The sequence below is a fragment of the Neobacillus notoginsengisoli genome (genome assembly GCF_003515685.1).
In the GTDB taxonomy this organism is placed as follows: Bacteria; Bacillota; Bacilli; order Bacillales; family Cytobacillaceae; genus Bacillus_D; species Bacillus_D notoginsengisoli.
This window is the reverse complement of sequence record NZ_QWEG01000003.1, coordinates 18,076-42,535: the sequence shown is the minus strand read 5'-3', so window position 1 is coordinate 42,535 and position 24,460 is coordinate 18,076. Positions and strand designations below refer to the sequence as shown.

Genomic DNA, 24,460 nt, shown 5'->3' with positions numbered 1-24,460 from the left:
ATGTTTGCGGATAATAATAAGCCTAATTCCTCGTCAAACGTATGGAGGGATTAGGCTTTTATTATGAAGTTCGATTCATTGTCCATGGCTCTATCCATTGTTTTTCTTTATCTGTTCCCGGATTTTCTGCAGGTCTTCCAAAGATAGATCACCGAGAGATTTCTTGATTTCTTCCTCAATTTTTTTCCGATTGTTTTCCTGGTAATGATTCCACCAATCCTTCAGACCCTCTGTATTTTCAAAAAGATAATCGATATCAATTACCTCGAGTGTTTCGTCAGATAGATAGTCCAATACTGCCGCAAGCATCCTGGTTAGTTCGGCAGTTTCATCCTTAGTTTGCTGATGATCAGGCAATTGAACGACTTTATCTTTATTCGCCGATTCAGTCGTTTGTTCGCTCTTCTTAGCCATCGCTGTCCTCCTAACATTGAGGTACTCAACTATATGGTAGTATGCCCATTAACGGCCATAGAGCATTACTTTTTTGCTGCATCTTTTCATAATTTAAAATGTTAAAAGCCCAAATTCTCCATAAGAAGAACTTGGGCTTTTTCCTTACATCATTAAGCGCTTTTCCCTATTGCTTAATATATCTTATCACCATTAAAAATTGAATTCTTTACAATCGCATAGTCGACGTTGCGGATGGCGGATAGTTTGTTGCCTCCAGCATACGAAATCGATGATTGAAGGTCCTGCTCCATTTCAACGAGAGTATCCTTGATCGATCCCCTAAACTCAACATGCATTTTTTTGCCTTCGACGTTTTTTCTTTCGCCTTTTTGAAATTCGGAAGCCGAACCGAAATATTCTTTATAAAGCTTTCCGTGAATTTCAATTGTTTCCCCAGGTGATTCTTCATGGCCCGCAAAAAGTGAACCAATCATGACCATTGAAGCTCCGAAGCGGACAGATTTTGCAATGTCGCCATGTGTACGAATACCGCCGTCGGCAATAATCGGTTTGCTCGCCGCTTTGGCACACCATCTTACCGCAGCCAGCTGCCAGCCTCCTGTGCCGAAACCTGTTTTAGTTTTCGTGATGCACACTTTACCAGGTCCAATTCCTACCTTCGTTGCATCCGCACCCGCATTTTCCAGTTCACGAACGGCTTCAGGAGTACCCACATTGCCTGCAATCAGGAAGCTTTCAGGAAGATGCTTTTTAATATGCTTGATCATATTGATGACCGATTCGGAATGGCCGTGGGCAATATCAATTGTAATGTACTCAGGAATTAATTGTTCCTCCGCCAATTGCTCAACGAACCGATATTCGTCTTCTTTTACCCCGACGCTAATGGAAGCATATAAACCGCGGGACCTCATATCTTTTACAAAATCAATTCGCTTCTCCGGCTGAAAACGATGCATGATATAGAAATAGTTGTTCTCTGCCAATTTGATGGCCAGGCTCTCATCAATAATCGTTTGCATATTTGCCGGTACGACTGGCAGCCTAAACCTACGTCCGCCAAACTCTACAGATGTATCACATTCAGAACGGCTTTTTACAATCGACTTTGCTGGAATAAGCTGAATATCTTCATAATCGAAAACAGTATCCATTTGGACAGGTCCCCTTTTCATACGTATAGTAATAAAACAGGTTTTCATCTCATTTCTGATGCCAAAAGCACAATTATTAGTTTAATAGACGAACGTTTTTCTGTCAACCAATTAGAACGTTCGTTAATTTATTGTATGCATGCAATGCATCCAGGTCTGTTTGTTCAGTCGAAATAGGGGCTTGCTCCAGATAGGAAAATATATAAATGAAAAAATTAACACCATAGACGTAGGAGAAATAGCGGGGAGCGAAGTTTCTTGCTATCATTGAGTTAAGGGGAAAACAAAGGAGAGTGAGTGACCAATGATAGCAAAAAACAATGAAACCGAACCGGTTGCGGAGAAACGACTAGGATTTACGATTGGCTTGCATCTCTTTTTAATAGTGGGAGCTTCCATGCCGGAAGACGGTTTTTTCTTTTGGCTTGCCATTAATCTAAGTGTAGAAGCTTTACTGGTCTTCCGTGTACTAACGATGTGGAATCGATACAAACATGACACGAAGCGTTACTATTCCATCCAAGCGTACTGGATGCTGATCGGGTTCTCGATTTACACGACAATGCCTTTTGTGAGAATGAGCTATGTGACGCCAGCTTTCTGGCCAGTACTCATTGGTACACTGCTACTTTTCCTATTGGGACATCTTTTGAAAGAGAGAATAGGAAAAATCTTTGTGAATCCGCGAAAGATAAAGCAACTTGTCATGTGGCCGACAGCACTAGCTGGAATTATCATCATTGGTATTGCAATCATGGCAGTTCTACGATTTCAATCAGTTGATGAGAATGTTGGACTCGCCGTCTTTTTATACATGCTTGGAGTATTTTCAATATTTACAGCAACCCCTTTTTCGCTGACGGAAGAAGTGTTCGAGAAGCTGAAGGCCGAATGAAAATTATAAAATGATATGGGTACTTACACGATTCAACTGTGTATTTTTGGTTAGCATTTCATCCATTCCGTCTGAAATTCACGCCTCATATAAAAATTCTGTCGACAAGCCCGGATTTCCCCGGTTTTGTCGACAGTCTTTTACTCTCTAGTGATTCTACGAGACTCCCCTTATTGCTTCCCTCTTTTATTAACTAAAGCGGATACGTACTCATGGTTTTAATCTGGTTTCACTATAATCACGGCACGATCTCAAAAACAGTCCCTTGGTTCAGATCAGCTACCCTCATCGACCCATAAACCCCTAAAAATAATCGAGTTTGATCCAGATTCGTCCCTAAGCTAACATAATAAGCGGATTGAGACCCAAAGTCATAATCGGTTTGAATGACGCTAAAATCATTTTGTCTCCCATCTGGCCTTACTTTCGTATAAGCTAAAGCCCCTCTCACATGAGGCTGGGAATCTTTCCGGGCAAGATCGGTAAACACAACGCTTCCTGTTAAACCTGGAATACTACTCCCCATATAGGCTTGCACTCCTGTAAGCGCGGTACCTGCAAACTTATCGGGACGGGCATCTTGATGAAAGTAACTAGTTAAAGGCTGAAGACGGCTCCCTGACAGAGCGACTGCTTCATTGTAATAAACCATTATTTTTTGATTCAAGTTCTGATTTTGCGCACAGCTTCTGACAATCGGGGTAGGAAAAGCCCCTTCCCACCCCCGCCAGCCAATGTTAACCAATCCCTCGTGCCCGAATGAACCTTGAACAAGTTGAGTAACTGGTGTTGGTTTATATGTTAAGAATGAAAAAATCGACTCGACCAAATCCTGGCCAACATTTCCTACATATTTGAGATAGTGTTGATAAAACCTTTGATATGAAATACCTGGTATATTGCGAACCCCTTTTGCCATAACCGTCAGCGTTTCCTGAATCGGTACGGGAAGTTCAGTAAAACGCGTAACCACAGGTGGATTATTGATAAATGTATTCTTACTTAAATCGATTTCAATGATTTTCCCGGCGACTTCCAAATCATCCTGTGCTAAATTAAATGGGTCATAGCCTGCCCCGCCATCTCCGGTTGTCAAAACAAGTTTTCCTGTTTCAGGCGAAAAATTTAAGCTATTGACCCCATTATGATTGAAAAAAGGTCTCCTTAAATTAAGTAATGTCCGTCGTTTTTGTGGCTGCCCATTCGATTGCAAAATCCATTCCTCAACAGTATCAATATGGTCATATTGCGTTTCTCGATTTAACCACCTTAAGTTTAGGGTTTCAGGTTTGCAAGGGTCAGGCTGAAAAGATCCAGGAAGCGCCCCTGGACCTTGTGTTCCAGCTACTGAATAATGAAGATAAAACAAACCGTTAGACTGGAATTGCGGATGAAACGCAAGCCCCACCAATCCCCGCTCATCATATCCCCCTCTAGAAACCCCTGGTTCGAAGGTACCCAGTTTTATAATTCGCGAGCGAATATCTAAAAAACTCCTTATACTTGAATCTCCTACATAAAAGACCTCTCCCACCTGGGTAGCAATAAATAATCGTTCCGTTGACTCACCAGGAAGGATAGCCGTTTTTAACACAGTAGTTAAATTCAACCGGCTTGCAACGGGCCGTAAACCAACCTTAACCTTCAACAATTGACTTCGCCCCCCTTCTCATTGTTTTCTCTTATATGTTTATGGATAAGACTGTTTTATAAGTACCTAAACAGGCTGGAGGAGCTGGCGGATTGTATAAGAACTTGAAAAACAGAGCAATAAAACATCAATAAAAGGGCTGCCACATTCGGATAACGGGTTCCGTTACCTATCGCAACACGTGAATTTTCAGCTAAATATGTAAAGTAAAATGTAATTCAATTTGCACCGTTTTTGCGGTGCTATTTGTCTTGGGGAAAATAATATAGCCTAGCTCCGTAAAGGAACCAGGCTATCCTTCAATTAATTATAACGATGTTTAACTTAAGCACCCGTTCGTATTATAAGGTCAGCCAGATATTTCTGGTTGACCTTTTTATTTTGGGTCTTAATATATCGGTAGTCGGGGTAGAACGTCGCACCCGTGGGTTAAATCCCGTCAGCTAAACTGTTCACCCCCTACTTGTATAAACATGTTTCAGGCTGGTTGGGACAATGATCCCGTTTAACAAGCGAACCTATGACATTACAAGAAGCCTTAGGGGATACCGACAAATTGAGATTTAGGAGGAGAAAAGCATGAATCCAGTCGTAGGCCTGGATGTATCAAAAGGAGAAAGTCAGGTCCAGGCATTTTTAGATAAGGGGAAGCCTTATCGGAGAAGCTTTAGCATTACTCACAACTTCGAAGGATTGGGGAACTTATTAGAATTCCTTAATGAAGTTAAAAAGGCAGCACTTGGTCATCAACCTTCGGTAGTTTTGGAATCAACTGGACATTATAATACTCCAGTCATTCAATTTTTGGAGGAACACAAGTATGTATATATCATTGTTAATCCTCTTATCTCGCATAGGGCCAAGAGTTCTAGTTTACGGAAGGTAAAGACAGATGCAGCAGATGCTTATCACCTTTGTGAACTCTTTTATAAAGAGGAGCTGGAGCCTTATAAAAAACGCGGCATACAGCTTTTGGACCTTCGAAATTTGACGAGACAACAAGAAAGTCTTGCGGAAATTACGGCCAAAACAAAGATCCAGCTTCATACTTTATTGGATCAGGTATTCCCCGAGTACAGAGGGGTATTTGGGAGTTTGTATTCAAAGGTATCATTACTCACCCTACTTGAATATCCAACATCAGAGGCCGTTTTAAGTGCCAGTGAAAATGATATCACCGAGAATATAAATTTAATATGTAAAAGTCGTTCAAGACTTTGGGCAACAGAAAAGGCACAGAAACTAAGAGAGGCAGCCCTTAGGAACCCGTTCCAAAGAAATCTGTATCAGAGTCATATCTTTAACATGGAGATACTGATAAGGATTGTTCTTCAATACGAAGAGCATCTATCAAAGTTATCAGCAGAAATAGATGCCCTCGCTAAAGAAATTGAAGAATATAAACTACTCCAATCTATCCCTGGAATCGGAGAAAAAATCGCGGCAACGATTATCTCTGAGATTGGGGAAATAGATCGGTTTGATAATGCCAAAAAACTCGTTGCATTCGCAGGCGTTGATCCAAGTGTGTACTCTTCTGGTAAATTTACTGCATCGGTAAACAGGATTACCAAACGAGGCTCCAGTAGACTCCGTCACGCCTTATACATGGCTGTTCAAAGTGGCATCAGGGACGCCCGTAAAAAGTAAACCACTGACATGATTATTCCACGTAATAAGAGACTGAGAGAGTTTTACGACAAGAAACGCGAAGAAGGAAAATCCTTCAGAGTAGCTGTTATAGCCTGCGTAAATAAGCTTCTTTATTGGATATATGCCTTACTAAAAAGAAAGAGCATTTTCCAAGATAATGTTTAGGAACAATATCTAACTAAATACAACAAAACCTTCCAATTCGGCAAAACGGAAGGTTATTTGGCATGCTTATTTTTAGAATAGCACAGTATAAAAATCTATTTAAATGAAAAATCTTGACAAACTATTAGCTGGTTTAGTTTAATAAATACCTATTACACATTATGTTCGAAATGTGCATCAAGTTTATCTTGTAAAAGCATAATAGATTACATAAAACCAACTAAAAAAACCATGAATACATGCCCATAAAATTGATTTGTGTAAACTCCAAGATATTGCGATTGCCAACGCTGAACCGAATGTAATACCCGTTCTAGCTACTGATTTACCTGTATCGTTCATTTTCTTTTCAACCCTTTCGTTACCGTCGCATTTTGTGTCAAATGCGACACAAAAACCCCCATTTTATTCTTCAACTAAACTGCCCCCGTTAGTTTAAAATCAACGTTTTTTCAGTGCTAAGCTTGATAACAAAAACCTTTTAAAAAACAGCCTTAAATAACAACCTCGCAGCCACAACTATGTTTCCTATATATGCTTATAACGAGATCATACTTACGATAGTGTTTAATCTTTCAGAAAAAAGTATTAAGAAAATCCCTAGTCTAAAATAGGCTAGAGATTTTCTTTATCTGTCTTTCTTTTATCGTACTTGGCTTTGAGGTAAGAGACACCTTTATATAGACCATATCCACTCGCCCCAAATAGACCTACACCACCCAAAATGATTACCGTTCCTGCCATTTGCCTACGTGGTCTGTAATATACATGATCGTCATATCCATGCAATTGTTTTAAAGATACAAATTTTCCGTATCTCAAAACTTTTTTATTAGGGTCATTATCGCCCCAAGCATAAAAGTATTCATTAAATGCTTTTGAGAGTTTAGACATAATTATCCTTTCTTTAAGCAAATATTTGTTAAAACCAACAAACCTTATCTATAAACAAAATTTTGCTAAAAAATATTAAGGAGCATAAACATCACATTGTTTCATTTTTATCAACATTACCTCAGCCTCCTACTATTATGATTTTAGTTTCAATACGATCATATTGGGAAAAGGTTTCAAATTTCTATTGTCGAGTTTTCTTTAAATTGTGGATCCCTTTTAAAATGTTTACTTAATTACTTTAAAGGGAAAATATTTACAGTCCTTTTATTAACACTTTAGGAGGGTATCTATGAAACAATTTAATGTTATATTTTTTATTATTGTTTTATTTTTATCGGCCTGCAATGTAAATAAAACCGTAAAAGAAATAAAAAAACCTGAACCTGAAGTAGTTGGAGATTCTGAGTATATGAAATCCTTTGTCGATTTTCACTTTTCTCATAGGGAAGTTGTTAAAATAGCAGCTGCAGCTACTATTGATTTCATGAATAATAAAAACTTTGAAGTAGAATATAAAACCGCACTGAAGGAATTAAGGGAATCGACCAAGCAAATGGAAACCCTTCCTCTTCCAGCCGACGATTCGGAACTTAAGGATTTTGCTGTTATCTACAGAAACGCAATCTTGGAGTTACCTGATTCCTTGGAATCCATTGTTTTTTATCAAGAATCAGGCGATCAGGATTCACTGGATGCTGCGATTGATACACAATCCCAGCTAGGTGCTGATATTGATTATGCAGCTAACCAGATACTTGGGAGAAGGAGTTATTATGATGATGATTGATACACAATCCCAGCTAGGTGCGTACTATTTGAAATAAAAAGAGGATATCAAACAATTTCATCGAGGAAAAATAGGTTAGGAAATGCTGGTTGTACCAAAAGAAGATGTGGTATCGGCTCGTGTTCTATCCTTTTTTCCAAGCCTTTTGTCGTTTTATATATCGAAAAGTCTTGCGAAAATAATCTTTGTGTTTCCTTTTGATATCCTGATCTCTGTAGTCATAATCCTTTATGTGAAATCGGTCGATCGTATCGTCGAGATGTTTTAAAAAGATTTCTGCGAATTATTTGATTCGAGTTATATCAGGGAAACTTCATAAACAAAACCGTTTTCATGTGCATTATCCATTAGATCATTTGTTATCTTCTCCAATACTTTTGCATATTTTTTATCGGTACACTCATGGTAAGCAATCAAGGAACGTCTGAATAAATTTTCAAACTTTTCATCAACCTTTACATTCCTCCTAAATGCAGAATTTTAGTGTTTAATACTTATTAAGGATTTTTTCTTCTTTTACTAAACTGCCACGTTAGCTTAAGATTGCTTATCGACCAAACACCAATCATTACTCTTAACACCAAAACCGTCGCACGCCTCATTTATTGCTTCAACTAAGGTAAAATAGAAGTAATCACCAATTACCTGCCAGTTCAAGTCACAAGAAAAAAGATTGAAACCCTCTGCGTCTTCGTATTTAGCGATTGCTATCCCAGTTATTTTGACTTCTTTCTTAGTGCTTTCCTCTTCATATAAGACAATACCATAGTCATTAGATGGAACGTTATTTGTATATTGAATTACCTTTGCACCGTCTAACTCATTTGGAATTTTCATTTCATTGTCCTTTCTTTTACCTATGTTATTGAACTAACCTGCACCGTTTGTACAATAAGGAATTCAACAAAAAAGGGCGGATATCCTTCCGAACATCGCACCCGTTACTGGAACAAAGAAATATTATATTTTATCATCTCTGTGCCATTTATCGTCGCCCATAATCCTATCTATTATGTGATTATCCGCCCAAACTGCCGCTACCTCTAATCCTTCACATTCCGATTTTGTTGCACTTCGAATTTCACCTTTTTGGTAAATGGAATATTCACCTGAAATACTATCAATGATACAAAAAGGAGGTGGGAATGCTTCTCCATCACTTTTAAAAGGGCGATTTTCTACAACTGTCCAATCTCCTGACTTTAGAACATATTCATATATACCAACAATAAATTGGTACTCCTCAACCTTTGGAATGTCTTCAATATTTTCTCCGATATATTTATAAATACCAATTCCACCATCTTTAAATATTCTACCGAAAGCATATTTGCCATTAGGTAATGGTATAGCATATACATCCCCAATTTTGATTCGGATACGTTTCTCTCCTCGCATTAAAATCACCCATTCCCGCAACATATTGCTAATATGTTCTACGTTTTGACTCGTCTCTCCTTCTTGTGCTAACCTTCCCCGTTTGTACAATAAGGAGTTCAACAAAAACGGCGGTTGATCCTTCCTGGATCAACGCACCCGTTAGTATAAATATGGAAGACGCTCATAACTTCCGGCTTTTGTAATTTCAGTTGATTTTGTAAGCTCGAAATTGTAACTTCTGAATTTTACTCTAGCGTCGGGATCAGACGATCACACGGTAGTGAAGATGAACAACGCCGCATCGGAAGCGGCGCTCACCGAGCAGCTCGAGCCGCATGCGTAGGTTGTCCGGCAATGCTCGCTTACCTCCACCCAAGACAATCGGATTAACAAGCAGATGACACTCGTCGATCAGTCCCGCGCTCATCGCCTTCCCGGCAAGCTCGGGGCCACCAATCGTAATGTCGGCTTCTGAAGACCCTATCAGCCTCCGAATCACATCAGGATCGAATTCGCGCTCAATCCTAGTCCTGGCGCTTGAAACCGCCTGAACCGTCCGGGAATACACGATCTTCTCAGCCGTTCGCCAGATCTGCGCGAATTCCCACATTTCCTCCGGTTGATCGCCTTTTTTGGCGCTTATCGTCTCCCAGTACACCATCGACTCGTACATTCCACGCCCGTATAGGTAGGTGCCAATCGGCCGCTGGAAGTCAGTCCAGAACGCAAACACCTCGTCATCGGAGGTCGACCACTCGAGATTGCCGCGCTCGTCCTCCATATAACCGTCCAAAGATACGTTAATAGGGTAGATCAGTTTAGCCATTTCAATAACGCCTCCAATTTTCAGTTTCCAACGTGACCAGGGCCTGCCCATTCTGAAGTTGAACAAAGAAACATCTATTTTTGTTTAATAAATTTTAGAAGTATTCTCCCCAGTTTGCTCAATAAAGAATTCAACAAAAAAGGTGGGTAATCCTTCTTGGATTAAAGCATCCGTTGGTTAATTAAGATTTCCTTTACTGACAACTTCTTTAAATTGAGATATTCCTCCTACCAAACAAGCTGCGCCTAAGAATAGAAATACATACGGAGTTAAAACGATTGTTTTTATTATTGGTTCACTAATTGCTATTACCAATGCCATTAGCCATAAATAATAAAAATGTGTTTTCTTTTTATTCAACTATCCAGCTCCGTTTGTTCAATAAGGGATTCAAGAAAATTGCATTAATCTATATTTGAACAACCCTCCAGGAAACAGGAAATAAATTTAAAAACATCTAGTTAATTGGAATAAAATGCAATAAAATGAATGTACTAATGATATGACCAATTTAGATACGGAGGACGATAACATACAGAAGAGGTGGTAAATTGATAAAGATTTTAATAGGAATAACTTCTCTAATATTTATAATTATTGGTATGTTACACGTTTTTTGGGCATTTGGTGGAAGATGGGGAGTAAAAGCGGCTCTTCCAACTAAAGATGAAAGTAAATTACCAGTTTTACAACCAAGAATGTTAGGTACAGTTTTTATCGGATCACTTTGCTTTTTTGCATCTGTTCTGCTATTAGTTCAAATAGATTTTTTTGCAGTCATCAAATCCTCCCCCCTCTCAAAATGGCTTTGTATAGCTGGAGGAATTGTTTTCTTATTACGTGCTATTGGTGAAGGAAAATATGTAGGTTTTTTCAAGAAAATCCAACATACTAAATTTGCAAAACAAGATACCGCCTTCTATTCACCTCTTTGTGTATGGATTAGTCTCATTTTTTTGCTAGCATCATTTATATGAGATTTCGACAATCTCAAGGAATAAAGGACACTACGGATGCGGCATTTCAAGTTGCCCATAGTGCGTTAGAAACAACTGAGAACGCTGCAATGAATATCGTGGATGCAACAAACCAATGCCGTTAATAAGGTCGCTAAAAATGTACAGAATATGGGTTCAAATGAATAGCACTCTCTTCCAAAAACGCCACTAGGCGTTTTTTCATTTTTATAAAAAGAGAGGAGGGCTTACCCGAAATTTATCCTTCTTCTTATTAAGCTAAACTGCCCCGTATGTTCAATAAGGAATTCAACAAAAAGGCGGTTCATCTTTCCTGGATTAACTCTGTTTGTTAAGGAAGAGGTAAGAGGTGTTAATCTAAATTTAAATCCGAAAAGTCAATTTTTATTTCATCCTCTTCTTCTATTCCGTACCTTTCAAATAAAATTACTAGGGCATCAAAATAGAATTTTATATATTATATATGGCTTTCTCTGGTCTGGGTATTTAACTATCTTCTCGTATGGTAACCACAAGCCCCAATCAATAATTTTTTCCTTTCGATTGATGTCAGGACCTTTTACTTCGACTTCTAATATCGCTTTTTTTGTACAAGTTATTAAATTTATAAAATCCATTTCCTTCTCTTTAGGGGTTAATTTTAGATAAGATACTATATTTTGATTTAATGCTTATCTTATCTTTAAATTAACCTTATGTGAAATAGAAAAATGACTATTTACCTCGCTAAAAATAAGGCTAGTGAGAAATTTCAATATTTAAACCTCCACTTATTATTCCTTCTTGAACTAAACTGCCCCGTTTGTTCAATAAGGATTTCAACAAAAAGTGTCTTAACCCCTTTTAGGTTAAACCGCCCGTGCCTGGTGCAATAGGAAAACTTTTTAAAACTGTTACGAGGTCCCGACGCACTACTAGACTGTGCTTTTCCTTGGTGACCTTGTACCTTTTCAAAATTCCCGTAACCCTTTTACATTCCATTTTCATACAAATTATTAATTGAATATATTACAAATATTGCTTTCAGTTTTACTTACAAATGTATATTAATAATTCTATCTCCATACCCTAAAATGTCAGGAGGTGGTAAAATGACTAACCAACAACAAAATAACAATCAGAAAGAAAATCAGGTGTCTAAAGGGATAAAGGATACTGCGGGTGCCGCATTCCAAGTCGCCCATAGTGCGTTAGAGACAACAGAGAACACTGCAATGAATGTCGTAGATGCAACAACCAATGCCGTCAACAAAGCGGCGAAGAATGTACAGAATATGGGTTCAAATGAATAGCACTCTCTTCGAAAAAAACGCCAATAGGCGTTTTTTCATATTTATTTCAAAAAAGGTAAACTGATCATTTATTATTTTCTGATTAAACTAATCTGCCCCTCAAAAGGAATTCAAAAGAGGCAATAATCCCTATAAGATTTTATGCCCATAGTGAGAATCCTATAATAGATAGTATTAGTAACAAAAATAAATTACTAAACGGTTTCGCTTTTGAATCTAAGCTCAGTAAAATGGACTAGTTCAACTTTGTTGGATGAATCCCCTTTTTTTATTACTTCACAAAATCCAGATGCGTATTGAACGATTAATAAGTATTCTTTTCCTTGATATATTACAGGAAGGTTTTCCATCATATTATCACATCCATCGCTTTTAAACCCATTTTATTTCCAATCCATTGATATGTCTGTAGATAAAATGTGATAATTATTATAAAAATTCCTTATTGCACTAAACTGCCCCGTTTGTTCAATAACGAATTCAACAAAAAATTGCCTTATCCTCGTAAGATCAATGTACCCGTTGTTTAATGAGAATTTCCTTAATTGTTCATAATAAGAGCAACATTAAATGGAGGATTCTTATAAAAAAAAGCCTTTTAATATTGATTGCCTGCCTAACTCTTTTCTCTAGTTCTCCCGTTCAAGCCGAAACCGCAACTAAAAAAGATGTACAGTTGCGTGATGATGTGATCCTCAATTTGCTTTTTTCATCCATCGACAAGGCACTCGAAAAACATTTCGGCAAACCGAAGCAGTATTATTGCCCAAAGATTCTCCAAATCAAAGAGAAGGTGGAACACGAAACCTACCGCTACTTTAATGTTACCGTGCAGCTAACAACATTTGAAGATGCTCACGATTTCCCATATGATTTAGTCACTATCACTTTTAGTAATAAATATACTTTGGAGTGGCAGGCTATTGATGTCAAAAACAGAAGGTTAAAGCAAAACGAAATAACTGAATGCATTCATCGTTAGTAACAAGGATGATTTTTCTTCGAGAATATTCTTCAACTAAACTGCCCCGTTAGCTAAACAAGACTTTATTATTTAAATAAAATTGCTAATATAACAAAAATAAACGCTGTAATCCCAAGGATAACTTCTCTGGATGTTTTTCTTTCCCATCCTTTTACAAAACTGTTGGATAAACTCCTATCATTCTTATTAATTTCCTTCTTCAATTCTTTCTTAAATCGGGTTGTTTCGATAAGTAATAACCCCAACAAAAAAACAGCAATCAAACCACAGGCTATTCCTAACCAGTTCATATTATTACTCACCTCAAGGTATTATTACGTCTTCAAAGTTGTTTAACAAAGCGTATTTCCCATAAAGTATTAACCCTATTATACAACTTCTTATTGCACTAACCTGCCCCGTTTGTTCAATAGGGAATTAGTCATCCTTCCTGGATCAACACACCCGTTTGTTTAAGTACATTAGTTCATAATCGTAATTGCTAATTTAAATATGCAAAATAATAATTTTTCGTATGTTTGCGATAGGGAACGGAACCCGTTAACATTCGGACAGCACTTTTTCGTTCAAAACATGTAAAGAATAGAGTAAGTCAATTTTTTTCACCGTTAATATGATAATTTCGAAACGGCTTTCCAAACTTAACAAGGACATGCCACAAAAGTTTTAATTCCTGGAGTACTTCATTATAGCTCCCTCTATCACTCCAAGAAACCGCATTACGTTTCAACCCCATCGCGGCATCTCCAATCAAGTTCGCCGATATGATATGTTTGTGAGCAATCCGTTTAGCCAGAGAAGGCATGGTTGGTCCTCTATAATCTTTTGGAACCTCGTCCACTGAAAGCGCGAACCCCGCGTGCCAGTATAGACTTATGGCATACCGAAGGCATAGTTCCTCAAGAACCCTTCCTGTATTTGTATTTTTGAAAGAAGGATCTGCAACAAGGATATCCACGTCATCCTTCAGGGATATGTCACCATGCACCTGGGCTTCAATATAGTGATTTAGATTTCGGTGTGGCTCTTTGTTAGCCGGATCTTGGAAAGGTTTCTCTAGAATAACGAGCAAATGATTTATTAATTTTGCCGGAGTCAAGTTTCTTTCACCAATGGCATACTCCCTTGTAAACGTCTCCTCCAATAGTGCAGCGACGATCATATCAAACTCTTCATACGTCCCTTTTTCCCTAGGGTCCTGGTGAGAATCCATATACGTATATGTACAGCGATGGGAGACTTCCGGTTTTAGAAGAAAATAGCATGATCCAAATCTTGGAGAAGGTCCATCCGGGTGCAGCATCAAATTGAGAGCGCCATATTTGGGCCGTTCGTTATTCCTTGTACCTTCCTGTTGATAAGCTCCTCCAAAAATTCTCTCTTCCCATCTATCACGCGCACCCCCGGGAAGAGCAGATACCAGTCCATTAGATAGTTGTGTTTCAAATTGGCTCTTATATGTCCCTTGCTCAAGCAGCGCCTCCGCAACACTTTTCAGCATTGAATCAGGTCGATCGGGATGAAAGTGTAAAGCGATCCGTGCATTTGCCTTTAATTTTTTGATGGCATCTCTATAGGTTATACCATCGATATTAGACATTCGAAGGATATGATTAATCGTTTCCTTCGCTTCATTCCTGTGGTTTCGCGCATAACTAGTAATATACTCCAATGCCAATTTTTGCGGCCTTGTTAATTTCAAAAGGTTGCCCCCTTTTCTTTACAGCGCATATTCTTAAAGGCTGTTTTCCCAAATATTGTTGTTGTTTTAAGAAAAATGTGAAGTTATTAAACAAAGTGAGTTATTTGAAACTAAAGGGTTAAATATTCGTATAAAGTATTATAGATTAGAAGGGGAGTGTATTATTTTGAAAGCCAAAACAATAATAGGTTATACTGAAAAAGGATTTGATAAAAAGGTGAATGATTTTCTATCAGACGCTTCATTAGAAATAATAGATGTGAAATTTTCTTCGCCTGTATTCTTTTTTGCTGTGTTGATCTTGTATAAAGAAAAATAATGTGATATTTACATAAATATGTCGTCATTTGACTGCATATTTCACTTTTATGCTACATCTCTTAATCGATTGACTGTTAAATTATTGGATTTTTGACACGCCGAAACAAATTCGCTGAAATCATCCTCATAAACGTCTTCCCACATACTTGAACGCCTCCTTAAACCCCAATATTTCAAGCCTTTTACAGTATAGTAAAGAAAGCAACAATCTATACGAAAACAGCCTTCTTAAACGAATTCGTGTTAATCTGAAGAATTCCTCTTTCAAAATTTTTGTTGATATAAAAAATCCCTCATAAAAGGGATGCAAAGAAATGTGGGTATTAAAAAACGCTAAAATTATTTTCAGAGTACTCTTTATGTATTTCTTATATTACAATGTTATACACAAATCAAAAAAGAGGTGTATCAGTATGAATGACAAAAAAGATGTCTTAGATCCTGGTCCTTTTTTTCATGGTACGAAAGCAGAATTGAAAATTGGGGATTTATTAAAACCACAGCACTTATCCAATTACCAAGATAAAAAATCGAACTTTATCTACTTTACCGCTTCATTAGATGCTGCTAAATGGGGTGCTGAATTAGCAACTTCTAAATCAAAAGAAAGAATTTATATTGTCGAGCCATTAGGTGATTTTGAAAATGATCCGAACTTAACAGACAAAAGATTTCCCGGAAACCCCACACGTTCCTATAGGTCCAAGTCTCCTTTGAAAATAATAGCTGAATTAGGTTCATGGGAAAGACATTCCGATGAGGAAATAAATCATATGATTACATCTTTAAAAAAGTTGCGCGAACAAGGAAATGCTGTAATAGACGATTAATCCTTAAAGTCTATAAAGTTTCTGAAAGCTGCGGGTGAGCCTTGACCGTCTGTTATCAGCATTCGTTTATTTAATAAAAAAACTTGTAGAGAAAATATCTGCTTTCTCTACAAGCAATTGAGGTCTTTATTTGATATCCTTCGTTAAGCTTTCCATTGTCGGCTCATCCATTGGACCGATAAATTTTGTTACTATTCTCCCCTTTGTATCAATAATATAGCTCGTGGGAATGATAAAGGCTTGATACTGCATACCAATATCCCCACCTCTGTCTAAGGGGATATCAAAGGTTAGACCGAAATCTTTAACAAATTTATCTATTTCCTTTTTCCCTTTATCCATCTTTGTCAGGTTCACGGCCACTATTTCAATGCCTTTATCTTTGTTTTTTTCATAAAAGTTTTGCATATGAGGCATTTCAGCCTTACAAGGCGGGCACCATGTCGCCCAAAAATTTAAAATTACTTTTTTTCCTTTATAATCGGATAGTTTGACTGTTTCTCCGTTTAATGTGGTTAATTCAAAATCAGGTGCCAACTTTCCTTCTTCTACTTCAGAGAGGTCCACACCCGGAATATCTGCATCCGTCGATATCTCCTCTTCAGTTATAGAATTTGCTGCTTCCTTTTCAAATGGCTTCCACACGTTGACGAATACAATTGCAATTGCCAGTATGATAATTGCAATTGACAATAAATTTTTATTCAAATCATCTTGCCTCCTTATCAGCTTTCATTCCACGGATAAATACAATTGAGCCCATGCAGGTATCGGTCAATGATTCCAGCGAAAAAACTACTCTCAACCTAATGGTAGTTTCTAATTGTTAAGGAATGATTAAGCTTTTGAATTCAAAGGAAGCTGTATCCGAAATGTATGATTATTGCCATTTGTACTGATTCCGACCTTCCCGCCATGGGAAGCAATAATACTTTTGGTGATGGCAAGCCCAAGCCCTGCATCTCCCGTATCTGTGCTTCGTGATTGTTCCATTCGATAAAAGCGTTCGAAGATAAGATCTTTTTTTTCAGGATCAATATATTGACCGGTATGTGTAAAAACAATGGTGTATGTTTCATTTCCTATCGATCCGTTGACGGTTAGTACCTCTCCGGTATTGTAATCAATAATATTTTGAAGGATATTTGTAAAGGCCTGCTTGAGACCATCTTGATTCCCGAGTATTTCTGCTTGGTCAAAATGAATGTGATAGACTTTAAATTTGTTTTCCAGTTTTAATTGGAAGGTCGTGATCACCTTTGACAACACTTCATTGATCTTTAAAGGATGAAACTGTTTCTCAAAAAAGTAATTTCCTTTATTCCAGGAATTCAATTCTGTTATCAGTTCGACAATCCTTGTAATGCGTTTAGATTCTTCAAGCAGCGAGCCGAATAATTCGGAATCTCCCTCAATCACTTTGTTTTGCAGGGCCTCAAGATATCCGTTTATGTTTGTTAATGGAGTTCTAAGTTCGTGCGCAATATCACGAAGCATTTCTTCCCGTTGCTCTTGGACCAAATAAAGTGTCTCAGTCATTGAATTGAAATTCTCAATCAATTCCTTCATCTCGCCTGATGTACTTACCTTAATTTTATTTGGGATACTGCCCTCCTTTACCGCTTTTGCCGCCGATGATAAGGACTTGATGGGACTCATTATTTTTCTGACTGTAAAATAATGAAATAGCCCAACCATAATGAAGGCTATGATGCCCGCTTTCAAAAGAAATTCATTCAACGTATCAACAAGAGCTTGGCCTGTAACTTGTTCCGAATTAACCAAAAAACAAGCATAATCCTTGACGGATATGCCTGCGATAAGAATGACGAGCAAAATGACAATACTATTCAAAGCGATAAGCCGTGATAAAAGGTTGAAAAATTTTTTATAAAGCCACAAATTTATACCCCATTCCCCGTACGGTTTGAATATAATCTTTAGGTGTTTTGTCTTTTATTTTTTCACGTAAATTCTTAATATGGACATCGATTGTTCTGTCTGATACAGCTTTTTCATTCTTCTCATAGATAAAGGAAAGGATCTGATCCCTAGATAAAATCTGATCAGGATGCTGCATGAATATATGAAGAAGTTTAAATTCAAAATGGGTTAATTCAAGCTGCTCACCATTGATCGATGCCTCTCCTTTTGAGGGCTTAATTGTAAACCCAGTAAAACTCAACTTTCCACAGCGACTTGCCGTCCTTCTAAGCACTGCTTCAATACGGACCATTAATTCTCCAGGGCTGAAAGGCTTGACCACATAATCATCTGCGCCCAATTTAAAACCTTTAATCCGTTCTTTTTCAGATGCTTTTGCCGTCAGCATGATGATCGGCATCCTACTCTTATAATCCTCCCGAACCCATCTGCATATCTCTTCTCCACTGATCTTAGGAAGCATCAGATCAAGAATTAAAATACATGGATCCATCTCTTCTATTTTTTTCTTTGCCTCCAGTCCGTTAACCGCTTCAATCACTTCATACCCCTCTCGGGTCAAATAAATTTTCACAAGGTTTCGTATCTTTGAATCATCTTCTACAACCAAGACCGATTTTCCAATTAAGTTTTCTTGACGCAAGCGCGCTTCCTCCTTCTAATCAAAAGAATAAGCTAAATGATGCAAGCCAGGCGCTGATTTTCTGCATTTGTCCGCTTAAGACCAGGAACCCCAGGAATACCATGATCATGCCATTAACAAATGCAAGCCTTGGCAAATATTTGTTGATTTTTCTTATTGTACTCAGAGAATAGGAAAGAACAATGGAAATGATAAAAAACGGAATGGCCATTCCGAGTGAATAGGCGCCTAACAAAAAAACACCCTGGCTGAGAGTTTCTGATGACCCCGCCAATAATAGTATGGAAGACAGGGCAAGTCCGACACAAGGTGACCAGCCTGCTGCAAATGCCATTCCTAATAAAATGGAACTAAAAATATTTTTTGTTCCTTGTTCAGTTTCAAACCTTTTTTCCTTCATTAAGAATTTAAATTTTAATAAGCCTGCCATCTGCAACCCGAAAACAATAATCAACAAACCAGCAATTTGCATAATAATCATTCGGTAATCCGCCAGAGCCTTACCGATAAAGCTCGCTGAGGCTCCAAGTGCGATAAAGATCAGACTGAAACCAATAATAAAACCTATTGACCTTGAATAAAGCTTTGCTCGATTAACTTGCATTTTTGCATCTTCAATCTTTCCACCTGTTAAATGGGTGATATAGGCTGGCAAAAGAGGAAATACGCATGGGGAGAAGAAAGATAATACGCCACCCGCTAGTGCAAAAAATATTCCTACATCATTCATCATACTCACTCCTTTTCTGTTTCATTATGGGTTTGAATTGTTAAAGTTTGATTAAGATTGGACTTTCATTTTTCGATGAATAATCAGGTTTCCAAAACATTTATCTGGGCAGATATATATAGACTAAAGTTTTTGAGGTGGGAAAAAACCAGGAGGGATAAAATGGTCCAGGAAATTACAATTATCCAACAAAATGATACACATGGCTGCCTGGAAATGCACGAGGAGCTTTTCTGGGGCGCAAAAGGCCCGTATTTAAAAAAGGCGGGTGGCTTTTCACGGATCAATCAATATGTAAAAGACGCTAAAAACAAAAACCCCAAAGTGCTATTCCTGGATGGTGGTGACTTGTTTCATGGGACTCTTCCTCTTGTAAGCAGCAAAGGCAGCGCGATCCTTCCAATATTAAAAGAAATGGAACTTGACGGGTTTGTTCCGGGTAATTGGGATTTTGCCTATGGCCGCGAACAGCTGAAACAACTGGCTGAAAGCCTTCCGTTTCCTGCAATCGCCTGTAATGTAAAGGATGAAGAAAGTGGCAAAACCTTATTTGAGCCTTATTTCATTAAAGAAATGCAAGGGGTTAAGGTTGGTGTGATCGGGCTTACATACCCTTATGTAGATCAAACAATGGCGCGTAGTTTTTCTAAGGGACTGGTCTTCTCCAAAGGTTTGGATGAAGTCCGCGACATTGTTCAAATTTTAAAACCGGCGACAGATCTTATTGTGTTGCTTAGCCATATGGGGCTTCCCCTTGATGTGAAACTGGCTTCCATTGTTGATGGGATAGATATCCTTCTTTCTGGTCACAGTCACGACCGTGTTTCCAAGCCAATCATGGTGAACGATACAATCGTTGTTCAGGCCGGCTCCAATTCTTCATTTTTAGGGCGGCTGGATATTGCTATTGATAACGGAAGAATTACGGGCGTTAATTACCAGTTGATCGATATTGACGAACAACTGGCTGAAGATTCGGTAGTGGAAGAACTTGTTCAGACCGCTGTCGGCCGTTATGAGAACGAAAAGAAAGAAATCGCAGGCCAAACGAATTCGATGTTACACCGGATGACATTAAACGAGGCCCCAATGGACCAGCTGATCACGGATGCTTATATGCACTCCCTGTCATGTGACGCCGCTTTTTCCCACGGATGGCGATACGGGCCTCCTCAAGCACCTGGCTCTCTCTCGATGTATGATTTGCACAGCATCATTCCCACCAACCCGAAACTTTTTACGCTGGAAGTCGAAGGGAAAGAACTTCTGAATATACTAGAAAAAAATTTGGAACAAGTTTTTTCTTCAGATCCTTTTCAGCAAAAAGGCGGTTATATTTTGCGCTCTTCGGGCTTGTTCATGACCTACAAACCATATAACCCAAAAGGACATCGTATCCAAACCCTTCAAGTGGGCGGTAAGGATATCAACCTGAGTAAAACCTATAAAATTGCAGGCGGAGGACAGCAACTGTTTAAAGGAATGGAAGAAAAGAAAACGTATCATGAACATCAGGCGATTGAGCTCATCCATTCTTTCCTTAAAGATAACGGTCCATACCAAGCTGACTGGAAAAACCGGATTATTAGTGTATAAGACGAACTGGCTCAGTGGATTGTATTGAATAATAGAGAATCAATAAGTAAAAAACCCTATTTTATTTATGAAAAAATTCCATCTATGAAAAAGGACCCTTTAGACAGAGAAACTCATCCTCGTCCAAGGGTCTAGCTCTTGCGTCACACTATGCTATTGCACAACCCGGTCGATACATGCAATTAAGCGGTCTTCAATATCCTGGGCAAATTCTTTAATAGAGGGTTCGCTGATCAATTCAATTAAAGCCGTAGGTCTTGGCATACCTATTTTCGTCTTGCCTTTATCTTCATAAACAACCATTTTACATGGTAAGAAATAGCCTACCATTTTATTTTCTGATAATACCCGTTGCGCTTCTTTTGGGTTACAAACTTCAATCACATGATAAGATTGATCAAATTCAAACCCTTTCTTTTGTAACGTATCTTTGATATCAAAATGCCAAAGCACACCGAACTTATCCTCTTTTAATTTTTCCTCTAAGGTTACCATCGCTTCTTCGATTGATTGATTCGTTTCTACAGTGTAATGAAACATAGGCTCATCTCCTTTTCCACTTTTAATCTTATTTATTCCCCTGTTTCTAAGAATCAAATCAACAGTTGATTTATAGCGGGTGATCTATACCCCAATATCAAAAGGTGGATATATTTTCTTTGGATAATCGCTTCTCTGTCTACCCCACTCATGAACTAATTAAGGTACGCTTTAAACACTGATAAGCTTCTTTCTTTATTTAATACATTTTAAAACTTAATATAGAATCAAAGTTATTATCACAGGAGGCTTAACATGAAAGCTATCACTGTAAAACAACCAGGCGGTGCAGATCAATTACAAATTACAGAACATGCTAAACCAGAACCAAAGGATGGGGAAATATTAATCAAAGTAAAAGCATCAGCCGTTAACCGAACGGATATTATTAATCGAGAAAAGAGTTTGGGCTATTTGGACAATCCAATTTTAGGTGTAGAAGTTGCTGGAACAGTTGAAAAAGTAGGCCCAGGTTCAGAAATCGAGGTTGGTACGCGCGTTATGGGGCTTGTGAATGGCGGCGGTTATGCCGAATACGTTGTCATGCCGGCTGACAGAGCGATGATGATTCCCAATCATCATCTTTCATTTGAAGAAGCTGCCGCTATTCCTGAAGTGTTTCTAACCGCCTATCAAACGTTATTTTGGATTGGCCAATTACGTGCAAATGAAACCGTGCTGATCCACGCTGGCGGGAGTGGGGTCGGAACTGCAGCAATTCAACTTGCGAAGCAAATCGGTCAAGCGAATGTCATAACGACAGCCGGATCGGAAGAGAAGCTTGATTTTTGCCGGTCATTAGGGGCGGATGTGTGTATAAACTATAAGGAACAGAACTTTGATGAGGAAATATTGACTATCACCAACAATCAAGGGGTTGATTTGATTCTTGATTTCATCGGGGCATCGTATTGGAGTAAGAATCTTTCTAGCATCAAAGTTGATGGACGTTGGGTGTTAATTGGTATTTTGGGAGGAGCAAATATAGAAAACGTAAATTTAATGGATTTAATGTCAAAACGCATTCAGCTGACTGGCACATTGCTCACACCAAGAAGCGATGCATACAAGGCAGCCCTGACAACTGAATTTGCCAACAAAACCCTAGACCTTTTTGCAAATCACAAGCTTCGTCCAATTGTCGATCAAGTCTTTCCTTTTAATCAAATCCAACAAGCACATGAACATATGGAGAACAACAAAAACATCGGAAAAATTATATTAAAGGTAGATTAATTAGTGAATTAAATAGAGGATGCACGCAAACCATTGCCGCATCCTCCTTTCTATTCACTAGGCAAAAACAAATCCATTCCCTGGATCGCTCACTAATTCAACAAACCAACCATCTCGGCAATTTTCCCATGAATCTGAAGGTTTCTTTGTTGCTCACGATTCTCTTCTGTACTTTTAATCACATTCACTTCTTCATGAAGCCTTTCCATCTTCCTATCTAACTCCATCGCGGAGAGTGCGGCTTCCTTAAGTTCCCTCGTTAGTCTTTCAGGTATGACCTTATTGTATTTATAATAGATTTTATGTTCTAAACTTGCCCAAAAGTCCATGGCAATGGTCCTGATTTGGACTTCAACATACGTATGTTCAACCCGGTCCGACATAAAAACCGGAATCATGATAATAAGGTGGAGACTTTGATATCCATTAGGCTTTGGGTTCTTAATATAATCCTTACACTCGATAACGCTGATATCTATTTGACTTTTAATCATTTCGCTTACTTTATAGATATCTGAAATGAAGGAACACGTAATTCGGATCCCTGCGATATCATGAATGTTTTCTTTAATAGATGCAAGTGACAGCTCACAATTTTTCCTTTGCACCTTTTTAAATATGCTCTCTGGTGACTTTACTCGCGAGCTAATATGTTCAATCGGATTATAGTCGTGAATGGCTTGAAATTCTTCTCGCAAAATATTCAACTTGGTATTTACTTCATCAATCGCAAATTTATAGACCATCATGAACCTTTTAAGCTCATTTCTAGTTTTCTTAAAGTGCTCAAGATCTACGGAGGTTAATTCATCTAACACGTTTATGCACCTTCCATTCGATTAAAACTGCTAACACGTATGTTTCATAAACATTAGCCTTTCAAAAATGTTTTTGAATTTGTTTTGGCCGTTTGCATATCTGTGCATTGACGCCCTGATTTTGCAGTTTTTTAACAATCCTTTGCAAAAAAATCCTCTCTGTTCTCACTACTTTAAAAGAGCTCATAGATTCTCTTCCTTATATAAGCCTCTTTTTAACAGTTCCAGTTGCTCAACATAATTTTTTAAAGCCTCTTCATCTGTAAGATCCCTTACAAACGCTTGAATAACATTTTGAAAAGTGACAGAGATCATAATTTGGAACAGATGGTGAAGTTCACGTTCATCCTTCAAATTCAAATTTTCGGTATTGATTAAGCTAATCATAGTTAGATACTGACTTTTCCGGTTTTCCTGGTACATGTTACTAGCTAATATATTTTCCAATTTATAATTCATATTTAAAAAAGCATGCTTAAAAAAGTTTTTGTGTTCCTGATTTCTGTGGTTCTGAATCATAAACTGAAAGGAATCAATAAAAGATTCAAATACATCCCCGTTATTCTCCTTCAAGGAAGCGATAAACCGATCATTATTTTTCTCTGAAATCTGGTTTAAGAGGAAATAATATAAGTCCTCTTTCCCTTCGAAATATTGGTAAAAACTACCCCGAGGAATTCCCGCATCTTTTATAATATTCGAAATTAAGCTTTCATGTAACGGGACTCGTGAAAACTCTTTTTTAGCAGCTTGAATCAATGTGCCCTGCTTGTCTTCAGGTAAATGAAAAAAAGTTTGTTTTGGCATTCTATAAACCTCCCATCAATCGAATGACAGCGTGTCACATTAGCGATAAGACGATTATATATGACACGGTGTCATACGTCAATGAAACATGACATTGTGTCACATAACTTTAACTTTTAGTCCTCAATAAAAAGAAGAGGATGCAAGCCAAGCGGCTCCATCCTCGTTTGCATCAAAAGAAGCAGAGTGGGGACGGTTCTCGGTTTGCCTTTTG

General features: G+C 38.1%; 26 protein-coding genes and 1 pseudogene. 10 read left to right on the top strand and 17 right to left on the bottom strand.

Going from position 1 to position 24,460, the window contains the following annotated elements:
- Window positions 1-90 precede the first annotated feature (90 nt).
- Both D1B31_RS04815 and guaC read right to left on the bottom strand, forming a co-directional pair.
- Window positions 91-414 (bottom strand): hypothetical protein, encoded by a 324-nt coding sequence (locus D1B31_RS04815; RefSeq protein ID WP_118919627.1) that lies wholly within the window; start codon window positions 412-414, stop codon window positions 91-93.
- Window positions 415-587: 173 nt separating this feature from the next.
- Window positions 588-1,571 carry a GMP reductase gene (gene guaC / locus D1B31_RS04810; RefSeq protein WP_118919626.1) on the bottom strand — a complete coding sequence of 328 codons (984 nt, stop codon included), beginning with the start codon at window positions 1,569-1,571 and terminating at the stop codon, window positions 588-590.
- A 304-nt stretch (window positions 1,572-1,875) separates the two neighbouring features.
- On the opposite strand from guaC, the gene D1B31_RS04805 reads away from it, so the two are divergent.
- Window positions 1,876-2,466 (top strand): hypothetical protein, encoded by a 591-nt coding sequence (locus D1B31_RS04805; protein WP_118919625.1) that lies wholly within the window; start codon window positions 1,876-1,878, stop codon window positions 2,464-2,466.
- A gap of 238 nt (window positions 2,467-2,704) precedes the next feature.
- On the opposite strand, the gene D1B31_RS04800 is transcribed toward D1B31_RS04805, so the two are convergent.
- Complete coding sequence (locus D1B31_RS04800) at window positions 2,705-4,117, bottom strand: PQQ-dependent sugar dehydrogenase (protein ID WP_118919624.1); 1,413 nt, start codon at window positions 4,115-4,117, stop codon at window positions 2,705-2,707.
- Window positions 4,118-4,696: 579 nt separating this feature from the next.
- Here D1B31_RS04800 and D1B31_RS04795 point away from each other — a divergent pair.
- A pseudogene (locus D1B31_RS04795) lies at window positions 4,697-5,935 on the top strand (IS110 family RNA-guided transposase).
- A gap of 615 nt (window positions 5,936-6,550) precedes the next feature.
- On the opposite strand, the gene D1B31_RS04790 reads toward D1B31_RS04795, so the two are convergent.
- Window positions 6,551-6,829, bottom strand: a complete 279-nt coding sequence (locus tag D1B31_RS04790) for a hypothetical protein (RefSeq protein ID WP_118919623.1) — start codon at window positions 6,827-6,829, stop codon at window positions 6,551-6,553.
- Window positions 6,830-7,121: 292 nt separating this feature from the next.
- On the opposite strand from D1B31_RS04790, the gene D1B31_RS04785 reads away from it, so the two are divergent.
- A complete protein-coding gene (locus D1B31_RS04785) occupies window positions 7,122-7,619 on the top strand; it encodes a hypothetical protein (RefSeq protein WP_118919622.1) in 498 nt (165 codons plus the stop codon).
- 537 nt (window positions 7,620-8,156) lie between these two features.
- Here the strand turns inward: D1B31_RS04785 and D1B31_RS04780 are convergent.
- The 4 genes from D1B31_RS04780 to D1B31_RS23865 all read right to left on the bottom strand — a co-directional run bounded on the left by D1B31_RS04780 (window position 8,157) and on the right by D1B31_RS23865 (window position 10,185).
- Window positions 8,157-8,456 (bottom strand): hypothetical protein, encoded by a 300-nt coding sequence (locus D1B31_RS04780; protein ID WP_118919621.1) that lies wholly within the window; start codon window positions 8,454-8,456, stop codon window positions 8,157-8,159.
- A gap of 123 nt (window positions 8,457-8,579) precedes the next feature.
- Window positions 8,580-9,041, bottom strand: coding sequence for an Imm26 family immunity protein (locus D1B31_RS04775; RefSeq protein ID WP_204562990.1), 462 nt, complete (start codon window positions 9,039-9,041; stop codon window positions 8,580-8,582).
- A 220-nt stretch (window positions 9,042-9,261) separates the two neighbouring features.
- Window positions 9,262-9,825 carry a dihydrofolate reductase family protein gene (locus D1B31_RS04770; protein ID WP_118919620.1) on the bottom strand — a complete coding sequence of 188 codons (564 nt, stop codon included), beginning with the start codon at window positions 9,823-9,825 and terminating at the stop codon, window positions 9,262-9,264.
- A gap of 177 nt (window positions 9,826-10,002) precedes the next feature.
- On the bottom strand, window positions 10,003-10,185 hold the full coding sequence (locus tag D1B31_RS23865; protein ID WP_142922564.1) for a hypothetical protein: 183 nt from the start codon (window positions 10,183-10,185) through the stop codon (window positions 10,003-10,005).
- A 191-nt stretch (window positions 10,186-10,376) separates the two neighbouring features.
- On the opposite strand from D1B31_RS23865, the gene D1B31_RS04765 reads away from it, so the two are divergent.
- The 3 genes from D1B31_RS04765 to D1B31_RS04750 all read left to right on the top strand — a co-directional run bounded on the left by D1B31_RS04765 (window position 10,377) and on the right by D1B31_RS04750 (window position 13,076).
- Complete coding sequence (locus tag D1B31_RS04765; RefSeq protein WP_118919619.1) at window positions 10,377-10,802, top strand: DUF3995 domain-containing protein; 426 nt, start codon at window positions 10,377-10,379, stop codon at window positions 10,800-10,802.
- Between the two features lie 1,091 nt (window positions 10,803-11,893).
- Window positions 11,894-12,094 (top strand): hypothetical protein, encoded by a 201-nt coding sequence (locus tag D1B31_RS04755; protein WP_118919617.1) that lies wholly within the window; start codon window positions 11,894-11,896, stop codon window positions 12,092-12,094.
- Window positions 12,095-12,698: 604 nt separating this feature from the next.
- Window positions 12,699-13,076: a DUF3888 domain-containing protein gene (locus tag D1B31_RS04750; protein WP_158587456.1), complete on the top strand. Its 378-nt coding sequence runs from the start codon at window positions 12,699-12,701 to the stop codon at window positions 13,074-13,076.
- 68 nt (window positions 13,077-13,144) lie between these two features.
- On the opposite strand, the gene D1B31_RS04745 is transcribed toward D1B31_RS04750, so the two are convergent.
- Window positions 13,145-13,369: a hypothetical protein gene (locus D1B31_RS04745; RefSeq protein ID WP_118919615.1), complete on the bottom strand. Its 225-nt coding sequence runs from the start codon at window positions 13,367-13,369 to the stop codon at window positions 13,145-13,147.
- Window positions 13,370-13,671: 302 nt separating this feature from the next.
- On the bottom strand, window positions 13,672-14,781 hold the full coding sequence (locus D1B31_RS04740) for a DUF3626 domain-containing protein (RefSeq protein WP_118919614.1): 1,110 nt from the start codon (window positions 14,779-14,781) through the stop codon (window positions 13,672-13,674).
- 166 nt (window positions 14,782-14,947) lie between these two features.
- On the opposite strand from D1B31_RS04740, the gene D1B31_RS24580 reads away from it, so the two are divergent.
- Both D1B31_RS24580 and arr read left to right on the top strand, forming a co-directional pair.
- Window positions 14,948-15,100 carry a hypothetical protein gene (locus D1B31_RS24580; protein WP_192894730.1) on the top strand — a complete coding sequence of 51 codons (153 nt, stop codon included), beginning with the start codon at window positions 14,948-14,950 and terminating at the stop codon, window positions 15,098-15,100.
- A 415-nt stretch (window positions 15,101-15,515) separates the two neighbouring features.
- Complete coding sequence (arr, locus tag D1B31_RS04735) at window positions 15,516-15,932, top strand: NAD(+)--rifampin ADP-ribosyltransferase (protein WP_118919613.1); 417 nt, start codon at window positions 15,516-15,518, stop codon at window positions 15,930-15,932.
- Between the two features lie 126 nt (window positions 15,933-16,058).
- Here arr and D1B31_RS04730 read toward each other — a convergent pair whose 3' ends face one another.
- The 4 genes from D1B31_RS04730 to D1B31_RS04715 all read right to left on the bottom strand — a co-directional run bounded on the left by D1B31_RS04730 (window position 16,059) and on the right by D1B31_RS04715 (window position 19,252).
- On the bottom strand, window positions 16,059-16,640 hold the full coding sequence (locus D1B31_RS04730) for a peroxiredoxin family protein (protein ID WP_118919612.1): 582 nt from the start codon (window positions 16,638-16,640) through the stop codon (window positions 16,059-16,061).
- 129 nt (window positions 16,641-16,769) lie between these two features.
- Window positions 16,770-17,786 (bottom strand): HAMP domain-containing sensor histidine kinase, encoded by a 1,017-nt coding sequence (locus tag D1B31_RS04725; protein WP_240035173.1) that lies wholly within the window; start codon window positions 17,784-17,786, stop codon window positions 16,770-16,772.
- 34 nt (window positions 17,787-17,820) lie between these two features.
- The gene (locus tag D1B31_RS04720) at window positions 17,821-18,519 is read right to left on the bottom strand and encodes a response regulator transcription factor (protein ID WP_118919610.1); all 699 of its coding nucleotides are present in this window, start codon (window positions 18,517-18,519) and stop codon (window positions 17,821-17,823) included.
- A gap of 19 nt (window positions 18,520-18,538) precedes the next feature.
- Window positions 18,539-19,252 (bottom strand): cytochrome c biogenesis CcdA family protein, encoded by a 714-nt coding sequence (locus tag D1B31_RS04715; RefSeq protein WP_338036452.1) that lies wholly within the window; start codon window positions 19,250-19,252, stop codon window positions 18,539-18,541.
- Between the two features lie 159 nt (window positions 19,253-19,411).
- On the opposite strand from D1B31_RS04715, the gene D1B31_RS04710 reads away from it, so the two are divergent.
- Window positions 19,412-20,845: a bifunctional metallophosphatase/5'-nucleotidase gene (locus tag D1B31_RS04710; RefSeq protein WP_118919608.1), complete on the top strand. Its 1,434-nt coding sequence runs from the start codon at window positions 19,412-19,414 to the stop codon at window positions 20,843-20,845.
- Window positions 20,846-20,998: 153 nt separating this feature from the next.
- Here D1B31_RS04710 and D1B31_RS04705 read toward each other — a convergent pair whose 3' ends face one another.
- Complete coding sequence (locus D1B31_RS04705; RefSeq protein ID WP_118919607.1) at window positions 20,999-21,385, bottom strand: DUF302 domain-containing protein; 387 nt, start codon at window positions 21,383-21,385, stop codon at window positions 20,999-21,001.
- A 255-nt stretch (window positions 21,386-21,640) separates the two neighbouring features.
- Between D1B31_RS04705 and D1B31_RS04700 the strand changes: the two genes are divergently transcribed.
- A complete protein-coding gene (locus D1B31_RS04700; protein ID WP_118919606.1) occupies window positions 21,641-22,621 on the top strand; it encodes an NAD(P)H-quinone oxidoreductase in 981 nt (326 codons plus the stop codon).
- Between the two features lie 92 nt (window positions 22,622-22,713).
- Here the strand turns inward: D1B31_RS04700 and D1B31_RS04695 are convergent, their stop codons facing one another.
- Both D1B31_RS04695 and D1B31_RS04690 read right to left on the bottom strand, forming a co-directional pair.
- On the bottom strand, window positions 22,714-23,370 hold the full coding sequence (locus D1B31_RS04695) for a GTP pyrophosphokinase (RefSeq protein WP_118919963.1): 657 nt from the start codon (window positions 23,368-23,370) through the stop codon (window positions 22,714-22,716).
- Between the two features lie 252 nt (window positions 23,371-23,622).
- Window positions 23,623-24,246: a TetR/AcrR family transcriptional regulator gene (locus D1B31_RS04690; protein WP_118919605.1), complete on the bottom strand. Its 624-nt coding sequence runs from the start codon at window positions 24,244-24,246 to the stop codon at window positions 23,623-23,625.
- Window positions 24,247-24,460 lie beyond the last annotated feature (214 nt).

Bases quoted from the DNA above. Each gene is read 5' to 3' on its own strand.
- D1B31_RS04815 (WP_118919627.1), bottom strand. From the start codon at position 414: ATGGCTAAGAAGAGCGAACAAACGACTGAATCGGCGAATAAAGATAAA.
- guaC (WP_118919626.1), bottom strand. From the start codon at position 1,571: ATGGATACTGTTTTCGATTATGAAGATATTCAGCTTATTCCAGCAAAG.
- D1B31_RS04805 (WP_118919625.1), top strand. From the start codon at position 1,876: ATGATAGCAAAAAACAATGAAACCGAACCGGTTGCGGAGAAACGACTA.
- D1B31_RS04790 (WP_118919623.1), bottom strand. From the start codon at position 6,829: ATGTCTAAACTCTCAAAAGCATTTAATGAATACTTTTATGCTTGGGGC.
- D1B31_RS04785 (WP_118919622.1), top strand. From the start codon at position 7,122: ATGAAACAATTTAATGTTATATTTTTTATTATTGTTTTATTTTTATCG.
- D1B31_RS04780 (WP_118919621.1), bottom strand. From the start codon at position 8,456: ATGAAAATTCCAAATGAGTTAGACGGTGCAAAGGTAATTCAATATACA.
- D1B31_RS04775 (WP_204562990.1), bottom strand. From the start codon at position 9,041: ATGTTGCGGGAATGGGTGATTTTAATGCGAGGAGAGAAACGTATCCGA.
- D1B31_RS04770 (WP_118919620.1), bottom strand. From the start codon at position 9,825: ATGGCTAAACTGATCTACCCTATTAACGTATCTTTGGACGGTTATATG.
- D1B31_RS04755 (WP_118919617.1), top strand. From the start codon at position 11,894: ATGACTAACCAACAACAAAATAACAATCAGAAAGAAAATCAGGTGTCT.
- D1B31_RS04745 (WP_118919615.1), bottom strand. From the start codon at position 13,369: ATGAACTGGTTAGGAATAGCCTGTGGTTTGATTGCTGTTTTTTTGTTG.
- arr (WP_118919613.1), top strand. From the start codon at position 15,516: ATGAATGACAAAAAAGATGTCTTAGATCCTGGTCCTTTTTTTCATGGT.
- D1B31_RS04715 (WP_338036452.1), bottom strand. From the start codon at position 19,252: ATGATGAATGATGTAGGAATATTTTTTGCACTAGCGGGTGGCGTATTA.
- D1B31_RS04710 (WP_118919608.1), top strand. From the start codon at position 19,412: ATGGTCCAGGAAATTACAATTATCCAACAAAATGATACACATGGCTGC.
- D1B31_RS04705 (WP_118919607.1), bottom strand. From the start codon at position 21,385: ATGTTTCATTACACTGTAGAAACGAATCAATCAATCGAAGAAGCGATG.
- D1B31_RS04700 (WP_118919606.1), top strand. From the start codon at position 21,641: ATGAAAGCTATCACTGTAAAACAACCAGGCGGTGCAGATCAATTACAA.
- D1B31_RS04695 (WP_118919963.1), bottom strand. From the start codon at position 23,370: ATGATGGTCTATAAATTTGCGATTGATGAAGTAAATACCAAGTTGAAT.
- D1B31_RS04690 (WP_118919605.1), bottom strand. From the start codon at position 24,246: ATGCCAAAACAAACTTTTTTTCATTTACCTGAAGACAAGCAGGGCACA.